This window comes from Massilia varians (assembly GCF_027923905.1).
Classification (GTDB): domain Bacteria; phylum Pseudomonadota; class Gammaproteobacteria; order Burkholderiales; family Burkholderiaceae_D; genus Telluria; species Telluria varians_B.
In genome coordinates, this window is the sequence record NZ_AP026966.1 from 330,983 (window position 1) to 348,937 (window position 17,955).

The 17,955-nt window shown below is 66.2% G+C and carries 18 protein-coding genes; 5 read left to right on the forward strand and 13 right to left on the reverse strand.

The window, feature by feature from the left end; all coding sequences use genetic code 11:
* Positions 1-96: 96 nt before the first annotated feature.
* The gene (gene ettA / locus MasN3_RS01580; protein WP_281911708.1) at positions 97-1,764 is read right to left on the reverse strand and encodes an energy-dependent translational throttle protein EttA; all 1,668 of its coding nucleotides are present in this window, start codon (positions 1,762-1,764) and stop codon (positions 97-99) included.
* Between the two features lie 85 nt (positions 1,765-1,849).
* Entirely contained in the window at positions 1,850-2,728 is an 879-nt protein-coding gene (rarD, locus tag MasN3_RS01585) for an EamA family transporter RarD (protein ID WP_281914604.1), read from the reverse strand.
* A 167-nt stretch (positions 2,729-2,895) separates the two neighbouring features.
* Here rarD and MasN3_RS01590 point away from each other — a divergent pair, with 167 nt between their 5' ends.
* The 4 genes from MasN3_RS01590 to MasN3_RS01605 all read left to right on the forward strand — a co-directional run bounded on the left by MasN3_RS01590 (position 2,896) and on the right by MasN3_RS01605 (position 6,363).
* A complete protein-coding gene (locus tag MasN3_RS01590; RefSeq protein WP_281911711.1) occupies positions 2,896-4,773 on the forward strand; it encodes a potassium transporter Kup in 1,878 nt (625 codons plus the stop codon).
* Positions 4,774-4,899: 126 nt separating this feature from the next.
* Complete coding sequence (locus MasN3_RS01595) at positions 4,900-5,337, forward strand: FKBP-type peptidyl-prolyl cis-trans isomerase (RefSeq protein ID WP_281911712.1); 438 nt, start codon at positions 4,900-4,902, stop codon at positions 5,335-5,337.
* 123 nt (positions 5,338-5,460) lie between these two features.
* A complete protein-coding gene (locus tag MasN3_RS01600) occupies positions 5,461-5,643 on the forward strand; it encodes a hypothetical protein (RefSeq protein ID WP_281911713.1) in 183 nt (60 codons plus the stop codon).
* A gap of 141 nt (positions 5,644-5,784) precedes the next feature.
* A complete protein-coding gene (locus MasN3_RS01605) occupies positions 5,785-6,363 on the forward strand; it encodes a hypothetical protein (RefSeq protein ID WP_281911715.1) in 579 nt (192 codons plus the stop codon).
* On the opposite strand, the gene MasN3_RS01610 is transcribed toward MasN3_RS01605, so the two are convergent.
* The 9 genes from MasN3_RS01610 to MasN3_RS01650 form a co-directional block, all read right to left on the reverse strand.
* Complete coding sequence (locus MasN3_RS01610) at positions 6,360-6,812, reverse strand: GNAT family N-acetyltransferase (protein WP_281911717.1); 453 nt, start codon at positions 6,810-6,812, stop codon at positions 6,360-6,362. The two genes, MasN3_RS01605 and MasN3_RS01610, sit on opposite strands and share 4 nt — an antisense overlap.
* Positions 6,813-6,848: 36 nt before the next feature.
* On the reverse strand, positions 6,849-7,850 hold the full coding sequence (locus tag MasN3_RS01615; protein ID WP_281911720.1) for a histone deacetylase family protein: 1,002 nt from the start codon (positions 7,848-7,850) through the stop codon (positions 6,849-6,851).
* A gap of 21 nt (positions 7,851-7,871) precedes the next feature.
* Positions 7,872-9,482 (reverse strand): glutamate--cysteine ligase, encoded by a 1,611-nt coding sequence (gene gshA / locus MasN3_RS01620; RefSeq protein ID WP_281911722.1) that lies wholly within the window; start codon positions 9,480-9,482, stop codon positions 7,872-7,874.
* A gap of 78 nt (positions 9,483-9,560) precedes the next feature.
* Positions 9,561-11,327, reverse strand: a complete 1,767-nt coding sequence (locus MasN3_RS01625; protein WP_281911724.1) for a DUF885 domain-containing protein — start codon at positions 11,325-11,327, stop codon at positions 9,561-9,563.
* Between the two features lie 58 nt (positions 11,328-11,385).
* Entirely contained in the window at positions 11,386-12,213 is an 828-nt protein-coding gene (gene prmC, locus MasN3_RS01630; RefSeq protein WP_281911725.1) for a peptide chain release factor N(5)-glutamine methyltransferase, read from the reverse strand.
* Positions 12,210-12,683, reverse strand: a complete 474-nt coding sequence (locus MasN3_RS01635; RefSeq protein ID WP_281914605.1) for a disulfide bond formation protein B — start codon at positions 12,681-12,683, stop codon at positions 12,210-12,212. The genes prmC and MasN3_RS01635 overlap by 4 nt, the downstream gene beginning before the upstream one ends.
* 195 nt (positions 12,684-12,878) lie before the next feature.
* Entirely contained in the window at positions 12,879-13,955 is a 1,077-nt protein-coding gene (gene prfA, locus MasN3_RS01640; RefSeq protein ID WP_281911727.1) for a peptide chain release factor 1, read from the reverse strand.
* A gap of 85 nt (positions 13,956-14,040) precedes the next feature.
* Positions 14,041-15,321 (reverse strand): glutamyl-tRNA reductase, encoded by a 1,281-nt coding sequence (gene hemA, locus MasN3_RS01645; RefSeq protein WP_281911728.1) that lies wholly within the window; start codon positions 15,319-15,321, stop codon positions 14,041-14,043.
* Positions 15,322-15,417: 96 nt separating this feature from the next.
* Positions 15,418-16,107 carry a response regulator transcription factor gene (locus MasN3_RS01650; protein WP_281911729.1) on the reverse strand — a complete coding sequence of 230 codons (690 nt, stop codon included), beginning with the start codon at positions 16,105-16,107 and terminating at the stop codon, positions 15,418-15,420.
* A 188-nt stretch (positions 16,108-16,295) separates the two neighbouring features.
* Here MasN3_RS01650 and MasN3_RS01655 point away from each other — a divergent pair, with 188 nt between their 5' ends.
* Positions 16,296-16,853, forward strand: coding sequence for a hypothetical protein (locus tag MasN3_RS01655; protein ID WP_281911731.1), 558 nt, complete (start codon positions 16,296-16,298; stop codon positions 16,851-16,853).
* Positions 16,854-16,884: 31 nt separating this feature from the next.
* On the opposite strand, the gene minE is transcribed toward MasN3_RS01655, so the two are convergent.
* Both minE and minD read right to left on the reverse strand, forming a co-directional pair.
* Positions 16,885-17,136 carry a cell division topological specificity factor MinE gene (gene minE, locus MasN3_RS01660; protein WP_281911733.1) on the reverse strand — a complete coding sequence of 84 codons (252 nt, stop codon included), beginning with the start codon at positions 17,134-17,136 and terminating at the stop codon, positions 16,885-16,887.
* A gap of 1 nt (position 17,137) precedes the next feature.
* The gene (gene minD, locus MasN3_RS01665) at positions 17,138-17,953 is read right to left on the reverse strand and encodes a septum site-determining protein MinD (protein ID WP_281911735.1); all 816 of its coding nucleotides are present in this window, start codon (positions 17,951-17,953) and stop codon (positions 17,138-17,140) included.
* Between the last annotated feature and the right edge of the window lie 2 nt (positions 17,954-17,955).

Consider the following 17,955-nt stretch of genomic DNA (forward strand, 5'->3'; position numbering starts at 1 on the left):
ACACACGGCGCTTCGTTGGCCGCGTTCGTTTCCGGGTATAAAAAAGCCCCGCGATCGCGGGGCTTTCCTTTACGAAATAAACACTTACTGCTGAGCTCAGGTCGTCAGCGGCTTGTAGCGGATACGCTTCGGCTTGGCGCCTTCCTCACCCAGGCGCTTCTTCTTGTCGGCTTCGTATTCCTGATAGTTACCGTCGAAGAAGGTAACCTGCGAATTGCCTTCGAAGGCCAAGATGTGGGTCGCGATGCGGTCCAGGAACCAGCGATCGTGCGAGATCACCATCACGCTGCCGGCGAACTCGAGCAGGGCGTCTTCCAGCGCGCGCAGGGTTTCCACGTCGAGGTCGTTCGACGGTTCGTCCAGCAGCAGCACGTTGCCGCCTTGCAGCAGGGTCTTGGCCAGGTGCAGGCGGCCGCGTTCGCCGCCCGACAGGTTGCCGACTATCTTCTGCTGATCGGAGCCCTTGAAGTTGAAGCGGCCCAGGTAGGCGCGCGACGGCATTTCGAAGCGGCCCACGCTCAGCATGTCGGCGCCGCCGGTGACGTCCTCGAACACGGTCTTGTTGTTGGCCAGCTCGTCACGGCTCTGGTCCACCAGCGAGACCTTGGCGGTCTTGCCGATCACGACTTCGCCGCTGTCCGGCTGCTCTTTGCCCGCGATCATCTTGAACAGGGTCGACTTACCGGCGCCGTTGGGGCCGATGATGCCGACGATCGCGCCCGGCGGCACGGTGAAGGACAAGTTGTCGATCAGGAGGCGGTCGCCGAAAGCCTTGGAGACGTTCTTGAACTCGATGACTTCGTTGCCCAGGCGCTCGGCCACGGGGATGAAGATCTCCTGGGTCTCGTTGCGCTTCTGGTATTCGTATTCGCTCAGTTCGTTGAAGCGGGCCAGGCGTGCCTTGGACTTGGCCTGGCGTGCCTTCGGGTTCTGGCGCGCCCATTCCAGTTCCTTGGCCAGCGCCTTCTGGCGCGCCGATTCGGTCGCTTCTTCCTGCTTCAGGCGCGCCTGTTTCTGGTCCAGCCAGGACGAGTAATTGCCCTTCCAGGGGATGCCCGAACCGCGGTCCAGTTCCAGGATCCATTCGGCGGCGTTGTCGAGGAAGTAGCGGTCGTGGGTGATGCCGACCACGGTGCCCGGGAAGCGCAGCAGGAACTGCTCCAGCCACTCGACCGATTCGGCGTCCAGGTGGTTGGTCGGTTCGTCCAGCAGCAGCATGTCTGGTTTACTCAGCAGCAGCTTGCACAGCGCCACGCGGCGCTTTTCGCCGCCCGACAGCACGCCGATTTTCTGGTCCCAGGGCGGCAGGCGCAGCGCGTCGGCGGCCATTTCCATCTGCAGGTTCAGGTTGCCGCCGTCGGCCGCGGCGATGATCGACTCCAGGCGCTCCTGTTCCTTGGCGAGGGCGTCGAAGTCCGCGTCTTCTTCCGCATAGGCGGCGTACACGGCTTCCAGCTTGGCTTGCGCTTCAAACGCTTCGCCCAGGCCGCTTTCCACTTCCTGGCGCACGGTCTTTTCCGGATCGAGCTGCGGTTCCTGCGGCAGGTAGCCGATGTTCAGGCCCGGCATCGGACGCGCTTCGCCCTGGATGTCGGTGTCGATGCCGGCCATGATCTTCAGCAGGGTCGACTTGCCCGAGCCGTTCAGGCCGAGCACGCCGATCTTCGCACCTGGGAAGAAGGACAGCGAAATATCTTTCAGGATTTGACGTTTTGGCGGGACAATTTTGCCCACGCGATTCATGGTATAGACGTAGTTGGCCATGCTTTAACTCTGGTGTTGTTTAAGGTGCACAGGATACGACAGAACCGCGCCGGACACAGGACTTTATGCGCCGGCGCGGAAGGGGTCAGCTTGTCTTCGCGGTGCGGCTGCGCAGCAGGCCTTCGCCCGCGAACAGCGCCAGCGCCGCCCAGATCATCAGGAAGCCGACCAGGCGCTCGCTGCTGAAGGCTTCGTGGAACAGCCACACGCCCAGCAGGAACTGGATGGTGGGCGACAGGTACTGCAGCAGGCCCAGGATCGACAAGGGGATCTTGCGCGCGCCGGTGGCGAACAGCAGCAGCGGGATCGCCGTGATCGGGCCGGCCAGGATCAGGAGGATGCGGGTCGCATCCAGCGGCGCATTGACGAAGGCATTGTCGCCGGTCACGCTCAGCCAGCCGACATAGGCGGCCGCGAACGGGAACAGCACCATGGTCTCGAAGGACAGGCCCTCGAGGGCGCCGAGCGCCGCGGTCTTGCGCAGCAGACCGTAGGCGCCGAAGGTGGCGGCCAGCACCAGCGCGATCCAGGGCACCGAGCCCGACTGCCAGGTCAGCCAGCCCACGCCCAGCGCGGCGATCGCGATCGCGCCCCATTGCGCAGGGCGCATGCGTTCCTTCAGCAGCAGATAGCCGAACATGATGTTTACCAGCGGATTGATGAAGTAGCCGAGGCTGGCCTCGATCACGTGCCCGTTTTTCACTGCCCAGATGTACACCAGCCAGTTGGCCGACAACAGCAGAGCCGAGGCGGCGAAGCTCCAGAAGACGCGCGGCTGGCGTACCAGAGATAACCATTTCCATTGGCGCCGCAAGGCCAGCACGACCAGCAGGAAGCCGAGTGACCACAGCACCCGATGCGCCAGGATCTGCACCGGCGGAACGTCGCCCAACGCATGGAAATAAATAGGGAACAGGCCCCAGCACAGAAAGGCGAGGGCGGCGGACAGGATACCGGAGCGCATGGGGGACAAGGAGGGCGATTGCTGAGATGCCATTATCCCTGATGCGCAATTTCTCTGCAGGCGCAAGCGGTTTTCGAGAGGGTGTATTATAAATACGAAATCTTCTTGCAATTTTCTTGCTGTTATTTTATGGTGCGCTGCACCAAGAACAGAACAATGGTGCAAACTTGAGTACCGAAAACAAGAAGAGCAGCGTCGCGGCGCTGACGCTGGCCGCCATCGGCATCGTCTACGGCGATATCGGCACCAGCCCGCTCTACACCCTGCGCGCGATCTTCCACCACGAGCACGGCCTCCCCCTCAACACCCCCAACATCCTCGGCATCATTTCCCTGATTTTCTGGAGCCTGACGATCATCGTCTCGCTCAAGTACGTCACGCTGGTGCTGCGCGCCGACAACCGTGGCGAAGGCGGCATCATGGCCTTGATGGCGCTGGCCACCAATTCGGTCACCAAGGCCTCGCGCTGGCATTTCCCGCTGCTGGTCATCGGCGTGCTGGGCGCCACCATGTTCTATGGCGACAGCGTGATCACGCCGGCGATCTCAGTGCTGGGCGCGATCGAGGGCCTGGAAGTGGCGGCGCCCGGCATGTCGCACTACGTGGTGCCGCTGGCGGTGGTGGTGCTGGTGCTTCTCTACAGCGTGCAGCGCCACGGCACCGCCGGCATCGGCCGCTTCTTCGGGCCGGTCATGCTGGTCTGGTTCATCACGCTGGCGACCATGGGCGTCATCAACATCATCGCCTCGCCGGTGATCCTGAACGCGCTCAATCCGTACCATGCGCTGCACTTCATGCTCGAGAACAGGCTGCTCGCATTCGTGGCGCTGGGCGCGGTGGTGCTGGCGATCACCGGGGCCGAGGCCCTGTACGCCGACATGGGCCACTTCGGGCGCAAGCCGATCCGCCTGGCCTGGTTCGCGATCGCCTACCCGGCCCTGGTGCTGAACTACCTCGGCCAGGGCGGCCTCCTGATCAATGACCCGGGCGCGGTCGAGAATCCCTTCTTCCACCAGCTCGGCACCTGGAGCGTGATCCCCCTGGTGATCCTGTCGACCATGGCGGCCGTGATCGCCTCGCAGGCGACCATCTCCGGCACCTATTCGATGACCAAGCAGGCCATCGCGCTGGGCCTGCTGCCGCGCATGCGCATCCTGCACACCTCGGAAAGCGAGATCGGCCAGATCTACATCCCGGCCGTCAACTGGCTGCAGCTGGCCATCGTCCTGATCGCCGTGATCGGCTTCGGTTCCTCGGACGGGCTGGCCGGCGCCTACGGCATCGCCGTGACCGCGACCATGATGGCGACCACCATCCTGACCTTCTTCGTCACCCGCTACCGCTGGCACCTGCCGCTGGTGGTGTGCGTGGGCGCGACCGGCTTCTTCCTGGTCATCGACGTGCTGCTGTTCTCGTCGACCACGCTCAAGCTGCTGCACGGCGGCTGGTTCCCGCTGTTGCTCGGCACCATTCTGCTGACCCTGATGCTGACCTGGAAGCGTGGCCGCGAGCTGGTGTTCGAGAACCTGGAAAAGCATGCGATCCCGCTCGACGCCTTCATGGAGTCGCTGTTCGTGGCGCCGCCGGCGCGCGTGCCCGGCACCGCGCTGTTCCTGCGCGGCGAGAGCGACGGCGTGCCGCATGCGCTGCTGCACAATCTGTCGCACAACAAGGTCCTGCACGAGCGGGTCGTGTTCCTCACGGTGCACATGCGCGAAGTGCCCTGGGTGCCGGCGGATGAGCAGGTCGAGGTGGCGGAGCTCGGCCACAACTGCTTCCAGCTCGACGTCCAGTACGGCTTCAAGGACGAGCCGGACATCCCCGGCATCCTGCGCCAGTGCGGCGGACTGGGCTTGAGCTTCGAGATGATGGAAACCTCCTTCTTCATCGCGCGCCAGACCGTGATCTCGGCCCCGGGCGGCGGCATGGCGCCATGGCGCGAGCACCTGTTCGTGATGTTGTCCCGCAATGCGCGGGCCGCGGCCGACTATTACCAGATCCCGCCCAACCGGGTGATCGAGCTCGGCACGCAGGTGGAAATCTAGTACGCATTACAGAAAAATACAAAAGGCGGACAGTCCGGGGATAGACGCCCATGGAGGGCTCGGGTATGGTTCAGGGTTTCGCTGCATAAACTTTTTCGCCTCTTTCGCCGCCCAAGGACCCGCCCCATGAAATTGAAGTTTCCCCTGATCGCCGCCTTTGTCGCCCTCCTGAGCCTGACCGCCTGCGGCGGTGGCGGCGGCGATTCCAATTCGACGATCGTCAACCCGAACAACCCGGCCGCACTGGTCAAGACCGACAACGTCCTGGGCACCGGCGCCGAAGCCGTCAATGGCAAGACCGCCACCGTCACCTATACCCTGTGGCTGTACAACACCGTGCTGGCCGACCACAAGGGCACCCAGCTCGAGTCGAACAGCTTCTCCTTCCTGCTGGGCTCGACGAGCGTCATCCCCGGCTTCCAGCAGGGCGTGCTCGGCATGAAGGTGGGCGGCAAGCGCACCATCGAAGTGCCGGCAAGCCTGGGCTATGGCGATAAAGGCTCCAACGGCATTCCGGGCGGTAATGGCCTGGTCTTCGAGATCACCCTGACCAAGATCGAGTAAACGTCTTGCTGGCCAGGACCGGGGCGCTGCCCCGGTTTTTTTTGCGCGCACGTCTGCGCTGGCGCACAGGCCGGGTCCGCTTCATGCCTGAAGCTGCTGATCCCGACCAGCCTCCTGTGCGCCATGCGTATCCTTCTTTTCCTCCCCGTTTTTCTCTTGAGTTCCTTGCCCGCCGGCGCGGCGGCGCCCAGCGTGCCCCCGGCATGCCTGCCGCTGCCCGCAGTGCACACCGAGCCGGACGGCTGGTTGCTGCTGGCGGGGCTGGTCGTGTGCATGGCGGGGCGGCTGGCGGCGCAGCGGCACTGATGAGTCGCTATTACGCTACTCAGCCAGGACCGGATTACGCTCTGAAGAAATGAGATTTTGGACATTGATCTATCTCAAACCTGCTGGCTCGGCTATTCGAGATGCTGAAAGTCCTCTTCACTCAAGCATCAAAGGAAAGTCATGCGTCATTCCCTGCTCGCCCTCGTCCTGTCCTCCTCGCTTGCCGCTCCGCTCGCCGCGCACAGCCAGCCTTACTACACAATGACTTTCCTCCCGCCCGACACCACGCCCCACGCCATCGACGCCAGCGGGCGCATCGTCGGCGTCGGGGCCGACGGCCGCGGCTTCCTGTGGGCGCGCGGCGTCATCACGCGCCTGGGCACGCTCGGCGGCAACGGGAGCGCGGCCGCAGCCATCGGCGCGAACGCCCAGGTCGCCGGTTCCTCGGAGGCGAAGAACGGGGTGTCCCACGCCTTCGTGTACCAAGGCGGCGTGCTGCGCGACCTCGGCATGCTGAACGGCCGGCCGAGCTTTGGCACGGCCATCAATGCCAGCGGCCAGGTGGCCGGCTATGCACTCGATCGCAACGGCAACGACCGTGGCTTCGTGGTCTCAGGCGGCAAGATGAGCGCCATCGGCAGCCTCGGCAGCGGCGTCGCGCGCGCCACCGGGATCAACGACGCCCGCCAGATCGCCGCCCATGCCTGCACCGTGTACGGCGAGTGCCGCGCGGTGCTGCTCGAACCGGCGACCGACTAGCGCAGCATGTCGATGTGCATGATGCCGTCCTCGTCGTACGGCGCGGACACGGTGTCGAAGCCGAAGCCCTGGTAGAACTTTTCCAGGTATTGCTGGGCGCCGATGCGGATGCGGTGGCCCGGATACAGCGCTTCGGCGCGCGCGATGCCCTCGAGCAGCAGGGCGCGCCCGGCGCCGCTGCCGCGTGCCGCCTTGGTTGTGATGACGCGGCCGAGCGACATCTCGGGGTACTTCACCCCGGGGCCCAGCACGCGCAGGTAGGCGGCCAGGCGGCGCTCGCCGTCGACCGTGCGCCAGCCCAGCAGGTGGTGCGCCACCGGGTCGAGCCCGTCGATGTCGGGGTAGAGACAGGTCTGCTCGAGGATGAACACGTCCTGGCGCTGGGCCAGCACCTGGTACAGCGCGGCGGGAGTGAGGTCGTTGAAATGGGAGAACTGCCAGTCGATCATGGGATAAGTCGGGAGGGATGAGCCGCGCGGCGATGCTCACGCGGCGGTTTCGAAACCTTCGAGGATGCTGACGGCGCCGCTGCCCTGGCCGGCGCCGCCTTCGAACACGAAGGCGGCGGGCAGGCCGAGGTGGGCGATGCGCTCGCCGATGCGCAGGTAGTCGCCGCCCTGCAGGCCGAAGCCGGGGGCGAAGCCGCCCAGCGAGACCACCAGGGCCTTGGGCCGGAACATGGCCAGCTTGACGCAGGCCGTTTCCAGCGCCGCGAACCAGGGGCCGCTGCCGCAATCCGGCAGCAGGGGCAGGTTCATGTTGGCGCCCAGTCCCGCGCCCGTGCCCTGTTCGCCGGCATGGCCGGCATAGAAGGGGTAGGCGTGGCGCGGGTCGAGGTGGATCGACACGAACAGCACCTCGCCGCGCGCATAGAAGATGTCCTGGGTGCCGTGGCCGTGGTGGCGCGCGATGTCGAGGATCGCCACGCGCTCCAGGCCGTCGTCCAGCAGGTGCTGGGCCGCCAGCGCGGCATTGTTCAGGAAGCAGCCGCCGCCATAGCCCTCGGCGCGCGCATGCTGGCCCGCCGGCCGCGTCAGCGCGAAGCTGGCGCGCTCGCCCAGGCGCAGCGCGTGCGCGGCATTGATGGCGCAGTCGGCCCCCAGCCTGGCCGCGGTCCAGGTGCCGCCCGTGATGGGCGTGCGGCTGTCGGAGGCGAACAGGCCGAGGCGGGCGAACAAGTCGTCCGGCTCGGGCTCGCCCGCCGCGCCGCGCGCAGGCCACAGGACCGGCAGCAGCGGCTGGCCGGCATGCGCCGCATCCAGGGCGTTCCACATGCTCCATGCCGTGCGCAGGAAGTGCAGGTAGCGCGGCGTGTGCACGCGCTCGAGCGAGACCAGCGGCACGCCGTGCGGGGTGACGATGCGTCCCAGGCCGCGCCGCTCGAATTCCGCCAGCGTCAGCGCGACCGCGTCAGGCTGCTCGTCCCACGGCGCCGTCTCGCCGCTGGCGGCTTGCAGGGCGTGGTGTTCGTTGTAGAACGTGAGCATGCGCGGGGAAAGCGGACTTGCTTACTGGTTACTGCACAGCTTGCTGCTGTTGTAGGCGGCGACGAAATCGTCGAAGCTGCCGCTGTCCTGGGCTTCGATCGCGGCCTGCTCGTCCAGCGACTTGCGGGCCAGTTCGTCGAACAGGGCTTCCTCGGCCGGCATCAGGGGGCTGTCGCGGAAGCTCGCCGCGTGCAGCTCGCTCTGGCGCAGGCCGAAGGCGGCGGCCGAGCCGAGGCTGCGGATTTCTTCCAGCACCCGCGCCGACGGGGTCAGCGCCGGGTTGATGATCTTGGCCTTCTGCAGGTTGAGCGAGGACTCGTGCACGTTGCCGTCGTTGTGCTGGTCGTCGAGCAGCTGTGCCACCGGGCGGATGCGTTCGATCAGTTCCAGCGCCCAGTCCTTGAGCGGTACTTCCATGCCGTCGCGGGTGAGCGTCAAGGCCGGGTCACGGCCTTCCTTGACGGTGCGGGCGAAGTTGCGCGCATGGACCTGGCCTTCGTGGGCGCTGATCAGGGGGCTTTCCTCGAAGGCGCAGAACAGCAGGAAGGCGTCGAGGAAGCGGCCGGTTTCCAGGCTGATGCCGACCGGCTCGAACGGATCGACGTCGAGGCAGCGCACCTCGATGTACTGCACCCCGCGGTTGCACAGGGCCTGCACCGGACGCTCGCCGGTGCGGATCACGCGCTTTGGGCGGATCGTCGAGTAGTACTCGTTCTCGATCTGCAGCACGTTGGTCGACAGCTGGATCCACTCGCCATCGCGCTTGGTGCCGAGCGCCGCATACGGCTCGTAGGGCGTGTTGACCGCGGCCATCAGGCTGGTGACGTAGCTTTCCAGGCTGTTCTCGTGCGGGCGCAGGCCGGATTGGGCGTCGTTCTGGTAACCGAGGTCGCTCATGCGCAGGCTGGTCGCGTAGGGCAGGTAGAGCGTGTCGCTCGAGAGCGTTTCGAGCTTGTGCGGGCGGCCGCGCAGGAAGCTGGTTGTCAGGGCAGGGGTGGCGCCGAACAGGTACATCAGGAGCCAGCTGTAGCGCCGGAAGTTGCGGATCATCGCGATGTAGCTCTCGGACTGGAAGTCGCGCAGCGCATGGCGGCGTTCTTCCGCGATGCCTTCGCTGGCGGCCACCAGCTGCCACAGCTTTTCCGGCAACGAGTAGTTGTAGTGGATGCCCGCGATGCACTGCATCGCCTTCCCGTAGCGCAGCGCCAGGCCGCGGCGGTAGACGTGCTTGAGCATGCCGATGTTCGACTTGCCGTACCAGGCGATCTCGATGTCTTCCTCGGGCGGCAGCTCGCCCGGCATCGAGACGCTCCACAGCATCTCGTCTTTCAGGCGCGAGTGCGCGAAACGGTGGATGGCGTCCAGGTGGTGCAGCACCACGGAGATGTCGTGCTCGGCCGGGGTGATGAATTCCAGCAGGGCTTCGGCGTAGTCGGTGGTGATCTGCGGATGGGTCAGTGCCGAACCGAGCTCGACCGGATGCGGGGTGCGCGCCAGCTGGCCCTTGCCGTCGACGCGCAGGGTTTCGCGTTCGATGCCGCGCAGGCCCTGGCCGAGCAGGGCGCGGTGCGCATCGTCGTCGAGCAGGGCCAGGCGGCGCTGTAGTTGGTTCGACTCTGGTTGGATACCCACAGGTGTTTCCTTTCTTATACTGCCAATTCGGTTGGAGCAGAGATTAACCGAAAAATGCGGAGTGCGTCGGCGACCGCCTCATTCTTTCGGGGCACCGGGGGCAGGGGTGGGCGGCGCCTGTTCGGCCGCCATCCAGCGCTCGATCTGGCGCTGCAGCTCGTCCAGCGGCAGGGCGCCGTTCTCCAGCACCGCATCGTGGAAGCGGCGCTGGTCGAAGCGCCGGCCCAGCACGGTGGCGGCGCGCTCGCGCAGCGCCGCGATGCGCAGCTGGCCGATCTTGTAGCCGAGCGCCTGGGCCGGCTGGGCGATGATGCGGTCGACTTCCGCCTCGTTGTCCAGCGGCGGGTTGGCGGTGTTCGCGTTCAGGTAGTCGATCGCACGCTTGCGCGACCAGCCGAGCAGGTGGATGCCGGTGTCCACTACCAGCCGCGCCGCGCGCAGCATCTCTTCGTTCAGGTGGCCGAAGCGCGAGAACGGATCGCCGAAGAAGCCCAGCTCCGGACCGAGGCCCTCGGCATAGGTGGCCCAGCCTTCGCCGAAGGCCTGGTACCAGGCGTGGCGGCGGAAGGCCGGCAGCGCGAGTTCCTGGGCGCGCGCCACCTGCAGGTGGTGCCCCGGCAGCGCTTCGTGCAGGGCTACGCTGTCGACCTGCCAGGCCGGCCGCTGATCGAGATTCGATACGTTGACCACCAGCGCGGCGCTGCGGCCTTCGCTGCCGCCTTCGTAATAGGCAAGCGGCTGGCCGGCGCCTTCCGCCGACATCGGCTTGACCGCGATGCCGGCTTCCGGCACTGTCGCCACCACCCGGGGCAGCTTCGCGCTGGCGCGCGCCACGGCCTTGCGGTAGCGGGCCAGCAAGGCTTCCTGGTCCGGGAAGAACAGGCGCCGGTCGGTACGCGCGAAGGTCAGGAACTGCGCCAGGTTGCCGCGAAAACCGGTGCGTGCCGCCTGCATGGCCATCTCGGCGCGCAGGCGGGTAACTTCGCGCAGGCCGATCTCGTGCACCTGTTCCGGGGTCAGGCGCGTCGTGGTGGCGTGGCGCACCAGGAAGGCATACCAGTCGGCGCCGCCGGGCAGGCTGGACGCGCCGATGCTCTGGCGCGCCGCCGGCAGGTACTCGTTGCGCACGAATTCCTCCAGCCGGTGCAGGGCATGGGCGCCATGCGCCAGCGCCGAGATGCCCTCCACCAGCAGCTTTTCCCTTGTCTCCGGCTCGATCGTGGCGGGGATGCGCAGGAAAGGCGCGAACAGCGGGCCGGTGGCGATCTGCTCGTGCAACGCGTGCAGGGCCGGCGGGACCGGCGCCATCACGGCTGCCGGCTGGGTCCAGCCGGCGGCCATGCCGGCGCGCAGCTGCTCGACCAGGCCGTCCACGTGCGCGGGCAGGGCGGCCAGGCGGCCCAGGTAGTTGCGGTAGTCGAGTTCGCTCGTGAAAGGCATCGCGGCGACCAGCCGCGGCAGGCGCACCTGCAGGCCGTCGACGCTATTGAGCGGCTGCGGATCGAAGGCCGTGAAGGCGTCGGCCGCCAGGGTGCGCTCGCGCTGGGCGATGAACAGGTCGTAGGAAATCCGGTCCTGGCCCTCGAGTTCCGCGCGCTCGAGCTGGCGTATTTCGGCGAGGACCTGGCGCGTGTGTTCGGCGGCGGCGGCGCGTGCGGCCAGGCTGGTGTCGGCCAGGCTGGCATCGAAGCGGTGCTCGCCGATGGTGGTCGCATACTCGGGCTGCTGGCGCAGCTGCCACTGCCATTCGCGCTCGAACAGCCGGCGTGCGGCATCCGTCGTCGTGTCGGCGGCGCCGCAGACGAAGGGAGCAAGCAGGACGATTGAGACGAACAGTGTGCGCATGCCGGACCCAAGAAGTGGTCTGGTCATTTTAGCAAGGCCGATCCCGGCGGCGCGCCCGTCAGGATAGGCGCCCGCCGCTGACACGCTCGATGTCGGCCAGGTCGCGCCAGCTTTGTACGTCAAGAAAACCGCGCGCCGCCAAGAGGGCGCGCACGGACTCGGCCTGGTCGTAACCATGCTCGAGCAGCAGCCAGCCGCCCGCTTCCAGGTGTTCGGGAGCGCCGTCGACGATGCTGCGCAGGGCCGACAGGCCGTCGGCATGGTCGGTGAGCGCGCCCACGGGTTCGAAGCGCAGGTCGCCCTGCGACAGATGGGCGTCGCCGGCGGCGATATAGGGTGGATTGGACGCGATCAGTTCGAAGCGTTCTTCGCCAACGGCGGCGAACCAGTCGCTGCGCAGGAAGCGCACCTGCACGCCGTTGGCCGCGGCGTTGGCGCGCGCGATGGCCAGGGCGTCTTCGCTGAGGTCGAGCGCGGTCACGCTGGCATCGCGGCGGGCGTGGGCGCAGGCCACGGCGATGGCGCCGCTGCCGGTGCCCATGTCGAGCAGGCGGCCGCGCGGCGGCAGGCGTTCGAGGCTGAGTTCGACGATCAGTTCGGTGTCGGGGCGCGGAATCAGGACGCCCGGGCCGACCCGGAAGGGCAGGCCGAAGAATTCGCGCTCGCCGACGATGTAGGCGATCGGTTCGCCGGCCAGGCGCCGCGCGACCAGCGCCTGCATGCGCGCGGCTTCGCCGCTGTCGAGCGCGCGTTCGGACTGGGTGATCAGGGCCACGCGCGAGATCCCCAGCGCGTGGCACAGCAGGATGCGGTTTTCCAGCGGATCGAGCGGCAGGGCGGCCAGCAGTTGCCGGATGGTGGCCCCGGCCTGGATCGCTTGCGTCATGTGCGTTTCTTGCGCAGCAGGACGAAGGCCAGCAGCACGGTCAGCACCACGAACCAGACCGCCGACCATTGCGGGATCGCCAGGCCCAGGATGCCGTCGGTGGCGCCTTCGCACAGGCCGTCGGCGCGGAACAGCCAGGGCAGGTATTCGGCGGTGGGGATCTTGTTGAGGAAGGTCTCCATCGGGTCGATGCCGCAGCTGAAGCCCGGGTTGGCAATCACGTACAGGTGCTTGCCGACCGTGACCAGGCCGCCCAGCGCCGCCAGCAGGGCCAGCACCGTGCCTGCGCGCACCTTGCCGCTGATGGCCGCGACCAGGCTGGCCACGCCGATCCCCAGGAACATGTAGCGCTGGATGACGCACAGCGGGCAGGGCAGCATGTCGTGGACGTGCTGCAGGTACAGGGCCACGCCGATCAGGGCGAAGCAGATCGAGGAGATGGCGAACAGGATCTGGCGGTTGGAAGGCAGCATCATGGTTCTTGTAGGTGTTGTTCGTTCGGGACGAGGCATTCTCGCATGAAGGCCTCAAGGCTACTTTATCTTTTGCTTAACGTAGGGTGGACGGCTTTGCCGTCCGCGCGCTCAAATCCGGCATGAGCAGACGCATCGGCTGTTCGGCATGTAGTTGAACGCGCGGGCGGAAGACCCGCCCACCCTACAAAATCAATCGCCCAGCGCGGCCAGCAGCTCGGCCTGGTGCTCGGCCGACAGCGCATTGGTCAGTTCAAGCAGGTCGCCATCCATGATGAAATCCAGCTTGTACAAGGTCAGGTTGATGCGGTGGTCGGTCAGGCGGCCCTGCGGGAAGTTGTAGGTGCGGATCCGCTCGCTGCGGTCGCCCGAGCCGATCAGGCTCTTGCGGGTGGCCGCCTCCTTCGATTGCTGCTCGCGCAGCTGCACGTCCTTGATGCGCGCCGCCAGCACCTTGAGCGCCTGCGCCTTGTTCTTGTGCTGGCTGCGGTCGTCCTGGCACTCGACCACGATACCGGTCGGCAGGTGGGTGATGCGCACCGCGGAGTCGGTCTTGTTGATGTGCTGGCCGCCGGCGCCCGAGGCGCGGTAGGTGTCGATGCGCAGGTCGGCCGGGTTGATGTTGACGTCCTCGACCTCGTCGGCTTCCGGCATCACCGCGACCGTGCAGGCCGAGGTGTGGATGCGGCCTTGCGTCTCGGTGGCGGGCACGCGCTGCACGCGGTGGCCGCCCGATTCGAATTTCAGTTTCGAGTACACGCCGTTGCCGATGATGCGCACGATGACCTCGCGGTAGCCGCCCAGGTCCGAGGGCGATTCCGACACCAGTTCGACCTGCCAGCGGTTGCGCTCGGCGAAGCGGGTGTACATGCGCAGCAGGTCGCCCGCGAACAGGGCCGATTCATCGCCGCCGGTGCCGGCGCGGATCTCGAGGAAGATGTTGCGCTCGTCGTTCTCGTCCTTCGGCAGCAGCATTTTCTGGAGCTCGAGGTCGAGCTCGGCCAGGCGCGCTTTCGCGGCCTCGATTTCGTCCTGGGCGAACTCCTTCATCTCCGGATCCTGCGCCATCTCCTGGGCGGCATCGATGTCTTCCTGCGCCTTGCCGTACTGGCGGTACAGGGCCACCAGCGGCGAAAGCTCGGCGTGCTCGCGGGTCATCTTGCGGTAGCTGTCCATGTTGGCGGTGGCGCCTTCGGACATCAGGAGTTCGTCCAGTTCGACGAGTCGGTTGGCCAGTTGGTCCAGCTTGGCCAGCATGGATGGTTTCATGGGATTCGATAGAGTCTAGATCGCCGCGGGGCGGCCGGGATGCGCTTGCAGCGAAGCGCACGACGAAAGAAAAGGGACAGGGCCGCTAACGGCGGCCGCGGAACAGCTGGGGCAGCAGGCTGGCGAGGCGGGCGCGCTCGTCGCCCTGGGCATGGTGCAGCGCCTGCTGCGGGCCGTGCAGGAACTTGGCGGCCAGGCCTTTCGACAGCGCTTCCAGCACCGCTTCGGGGTCGTCGCCGCGCGCCAGCAGCTTGCGTGCGCGTTCGAGTTCGGCCAGGCGCAGCGCCTCGCTCGACTCGTGCAGGTCGCGGATGACCGGCACCATGGCGCGGTCGCCGATCCAGTGCATGAAGGACTGCACGCGCGTCTCGATGATGGCTTCGGCCTGGGCCACGGCGGCCTGGCGGCTCTCGAGGCCGGTCTGGACCACCTGGGACAGGTCGTCCACGGTGTACAGGAACACGTCGTCCAGGCGCGCGACTTCGGGTTCGATGTCGCGCGGCACCGCCAGGTCGACCATGAACACCGGACGGTGGCGGCGCGCCTTGATCGCGCGCTCGACCAGCCCCAGGCCGATCAGGGGCAGGGTCGAGGCGGTGCAGGAGACCACGATGTCGAAGCCGTGCAGGCGCTCGGGCAGGTCGGCCAGGCGGATCGCCTCGCCGCCGTAGCGGGCGGCCAAGGCCTGGCCGCGCTCCATGCTGCGGTTGGCGATGGTGACGGACTTCGGCTTGTGCGCGGCGAAGTGGGCGGCGCACAGTTCGATCATTTCGCCGGCGCCGATGAACAGCACGTGCTGGTCGGCGATGCTGTCGAAGATGCGCTGCGACAGGCGCACCGCGGCCGCCGCCATCGACACGCTGTGGGCGCCGATCTCGGTGGTGCTGCGCACTTCCTTGGCCACGGCGAAGCTGCGCTGGAACAGCTGGTGCAGGTAGGTGCCCAGGCCGCCGGCTTGCTCGGCGGTGCGCACCGCGTCCTTCATCTGGCCGAGGATCTGCGGCTCGCCCAACACCATGGAGTCGAGCCCGGAGGCGACGCGGAAGGCGTGGCGCACCGCGCTGTCCTGCGGCAGCATGTAGAGGTGCGGGCGCAGCTCGGCGAAATTGAGCGCGTGGTAGTGGGCCAGGAACTGGGCCGAGGCGTCGAGCGGATTGGCGATGTCGCTGGCCGCATACATCTCGGTGCGGTTGCAGGTCGAGAGAATGGCTGCCTCGTTGCCTGACGCGCTATGCGCGTCCTGGCGCGCGAACCAGCCGCGCGCCGCCTGCACCGCCCGGCCGAGCTGGTCAGGCGCGAGCGCCAGCTGCTCGCGCAGCGAGACCGGTGCGGTCGTATGGTTCAGGCCAACGGCAAGCAGTTGCATGGTGGGACAGGGTCGAGGGGTATGCACCCATTATACCCTTGTGCGAGCAGGGTTTCAGCGGGCGGCCGCGGCGGCCGGCCCGTGTTGACGCAATGATCAGGCGCCCAGTTTTTCCAGGCGGTAGCCGTAGCTGTAGACCGGTACCAGGCGGAATCCGTTCTCCGGACGCAGGCTGAGCTTGTTGCGCACGCGCGAAACGTGGGTGTCCATGGTGCGCGAAGGCACGTCGGTATCGCGTACCCATACCGATTCATGAATATAGGCGCGCGACAGCGGACGGCCGATGTTACGGAAGAACAGCAGCGCCAGCGAGAATTCCTTCTGGGTCACGTCGATGATCGAACCGTCCTTGAGCAGGCGTCCCGGGCGGGTCTCGAAGGTGAACGGACCGAACTGCAACTGCTCGGCGCTGTTCTGCGACGGGTAGGCGCGGCGCAGCAGGGCCGAGACGCGCGCCACCAGCTCGCCGCGGCGCAGCGGCTTGACCAGGTAGTCGTCGGCGCCCGCGGTCACGCCGGCAATGATGTCGTCCTCGGCGTTGTTGCCGACCAGGAAAATGACGGGCGCGTTGGCCGCCATTTTTTCCTTGGCGCGGCGCAGCACCTCGGTGCCCTCCATGTCGGGGACGTTCCAGTCCATGACCAGCAGGTCGGCATTTTCCTTGCGCAATTGCGCAATGCATTCCTTGGCGCTGTCATACGGCTGGCAGCTGTGGCCGGCGGCTGTCAGCACCTGGCAAATGAGCTCAGCCTGGCTGCGGTCTTGTTCAAGAACGGCGATCTTCATAGGACATCTACTGTTAAGGTTAGTCCTGTAGGAAGACTCCTACAAGGGTTAAACCGAATATAGCAGACTTTTACAAAATAGCGCTACAGCAAAATGGGGAATTTTCTTTTAGAAATGAAGTTCTGTTGTGTTCAGGCGAACACGGGCCCCGCGCTACACTTGTCAGTACGAAGTCACCGGGAGACGATATGTTGTTTCGACGCAAAAAGAAGGATGTCGTCGCGGCCGCGGCACCGGCCACGCCGGTCAGCGGCGCCGAGATCGAGGTGGTGCGCGAGCGCTGCCGCGAGATGGTACGCAAGCGGGCCCTGGTGTCGGCCGGGGTGGCCGCGGTGCCCTTGCCGGGCGTGGACGTGCTGTCGGACCTGAGCACCTTCACCCTGCTGGTGGAAGAGGTCAACAAGGAGTTCGGCCTGAGCCAGCAGCAGATCGAGCGCCTGCAGCCGCGCCTGCGGGTGCTGGCCTACCAGGCGGCGGCCTCGGTCGGCGGCATGCTGGTCGGGAAACTGGTGACCAAGCGGCTGGTGCTGGTGCTGTTCAAGCGCGCCGGCGTGAAGATCGCGGCCAAGACGGTGGCCAAGGTGGTACCGCTCGCGGGGCAGGTGGCCTCGGCGGCGATCGGCTTCGCCTTGTTCCGCAAGATGGGCTACCAGCATGTGGAGGCCTGCGCCAAGGTGGCGCGCGAGCTGCAGAAGCTGCAGCTGAGCGATGCGGCGGCGCAGCTGGATAAACAAATGCCCGCTTGAGCGGGCATTTGTTTATCGGAACACGGATCGTTCAGGCGTCCGGCAGCACCACGTTCACGTCGAGCACTTCCAGGTTGCCCTGGCGGTCGAGCGAGATCTTGATGTCGTCCGCGCTGACCTTGGTGTATTTCGAGATGACCTCGATCAGCTCGCGGTGCAGGGCCGGCAGGAAGTCCGGACCGGTCACGCTGCTGCGCTCGCGGGCGATGATGATCTGCAGGCGTTCCTTGGCGGCTGAAGCGCTCTTCTCTTTTTTCGGAAAGAGGAAATTGAGCAGTGCCATATCACTTGGCTCCAAAAATGCGCTGGAACAAGCCCGGCTTTTCGTAGTTGGTGAAGCGCAGCGGACGCTCTTCGCCCAGGAAGCGGGCGATCACGTCCTCGTAGGCCTCGGCCACGTCGGTTCCCTTGAAATGGATCGCCGGGTTGCCCTGGTTCGAGGCGTGCAGCACCGATTCCGATTCGGGGATGATGCCGATCAGCGGGATGCGCAGGATTTCCTGCACGTCCTGGTAGGACAGCATTTCGTCGGCTTCCACGCGCTTCGGCGAGTAGCGGGTGATCAGGAGGTGTTCCTTGACCGGCTCCGAACCGCTCTGGGCGCGGCGCGACTTGGCTTGCAGGATGCCGAGGATGCGGTCCGAGTCGCGCACCGAGGACACTTCCGGATTGGTGACGATGATCGCCTCGTCCGCGAAGGTCAGCGCCATCAGCGCGCCGTGCTCGATGCCGGCCGGCGAATCGCAGATGATGAACTCGAAGCCCATCTTGACCAGCTCGTTGAGCACGCGCTCGACGCCGTCTTCGCTCAGCGCTTCCTTGTCGCGCGTCTGCGAGGCCGGCAGGATGAACAGGTTGTCGGTGTGCTTGTCCTTGATCAGCGCCTGGTTCAGGGTCGCCTCGCCGTTGATCACATTGATCAGGTCATAGACCACGCGGCGTTCGCAGCCCATGATCAGGTCGAGGTTGCGCAGGCCGACGTCGAAGTCGATGACCGCGGTCTTGTGGCCGCGCAGGGCCAGGCCGCTGGAAAAGCTTGCGCTCGAAGTGGTTTTGCCCACACCGCCCTTGCCGGACGTCACAACAATAATTCTTGCCACAA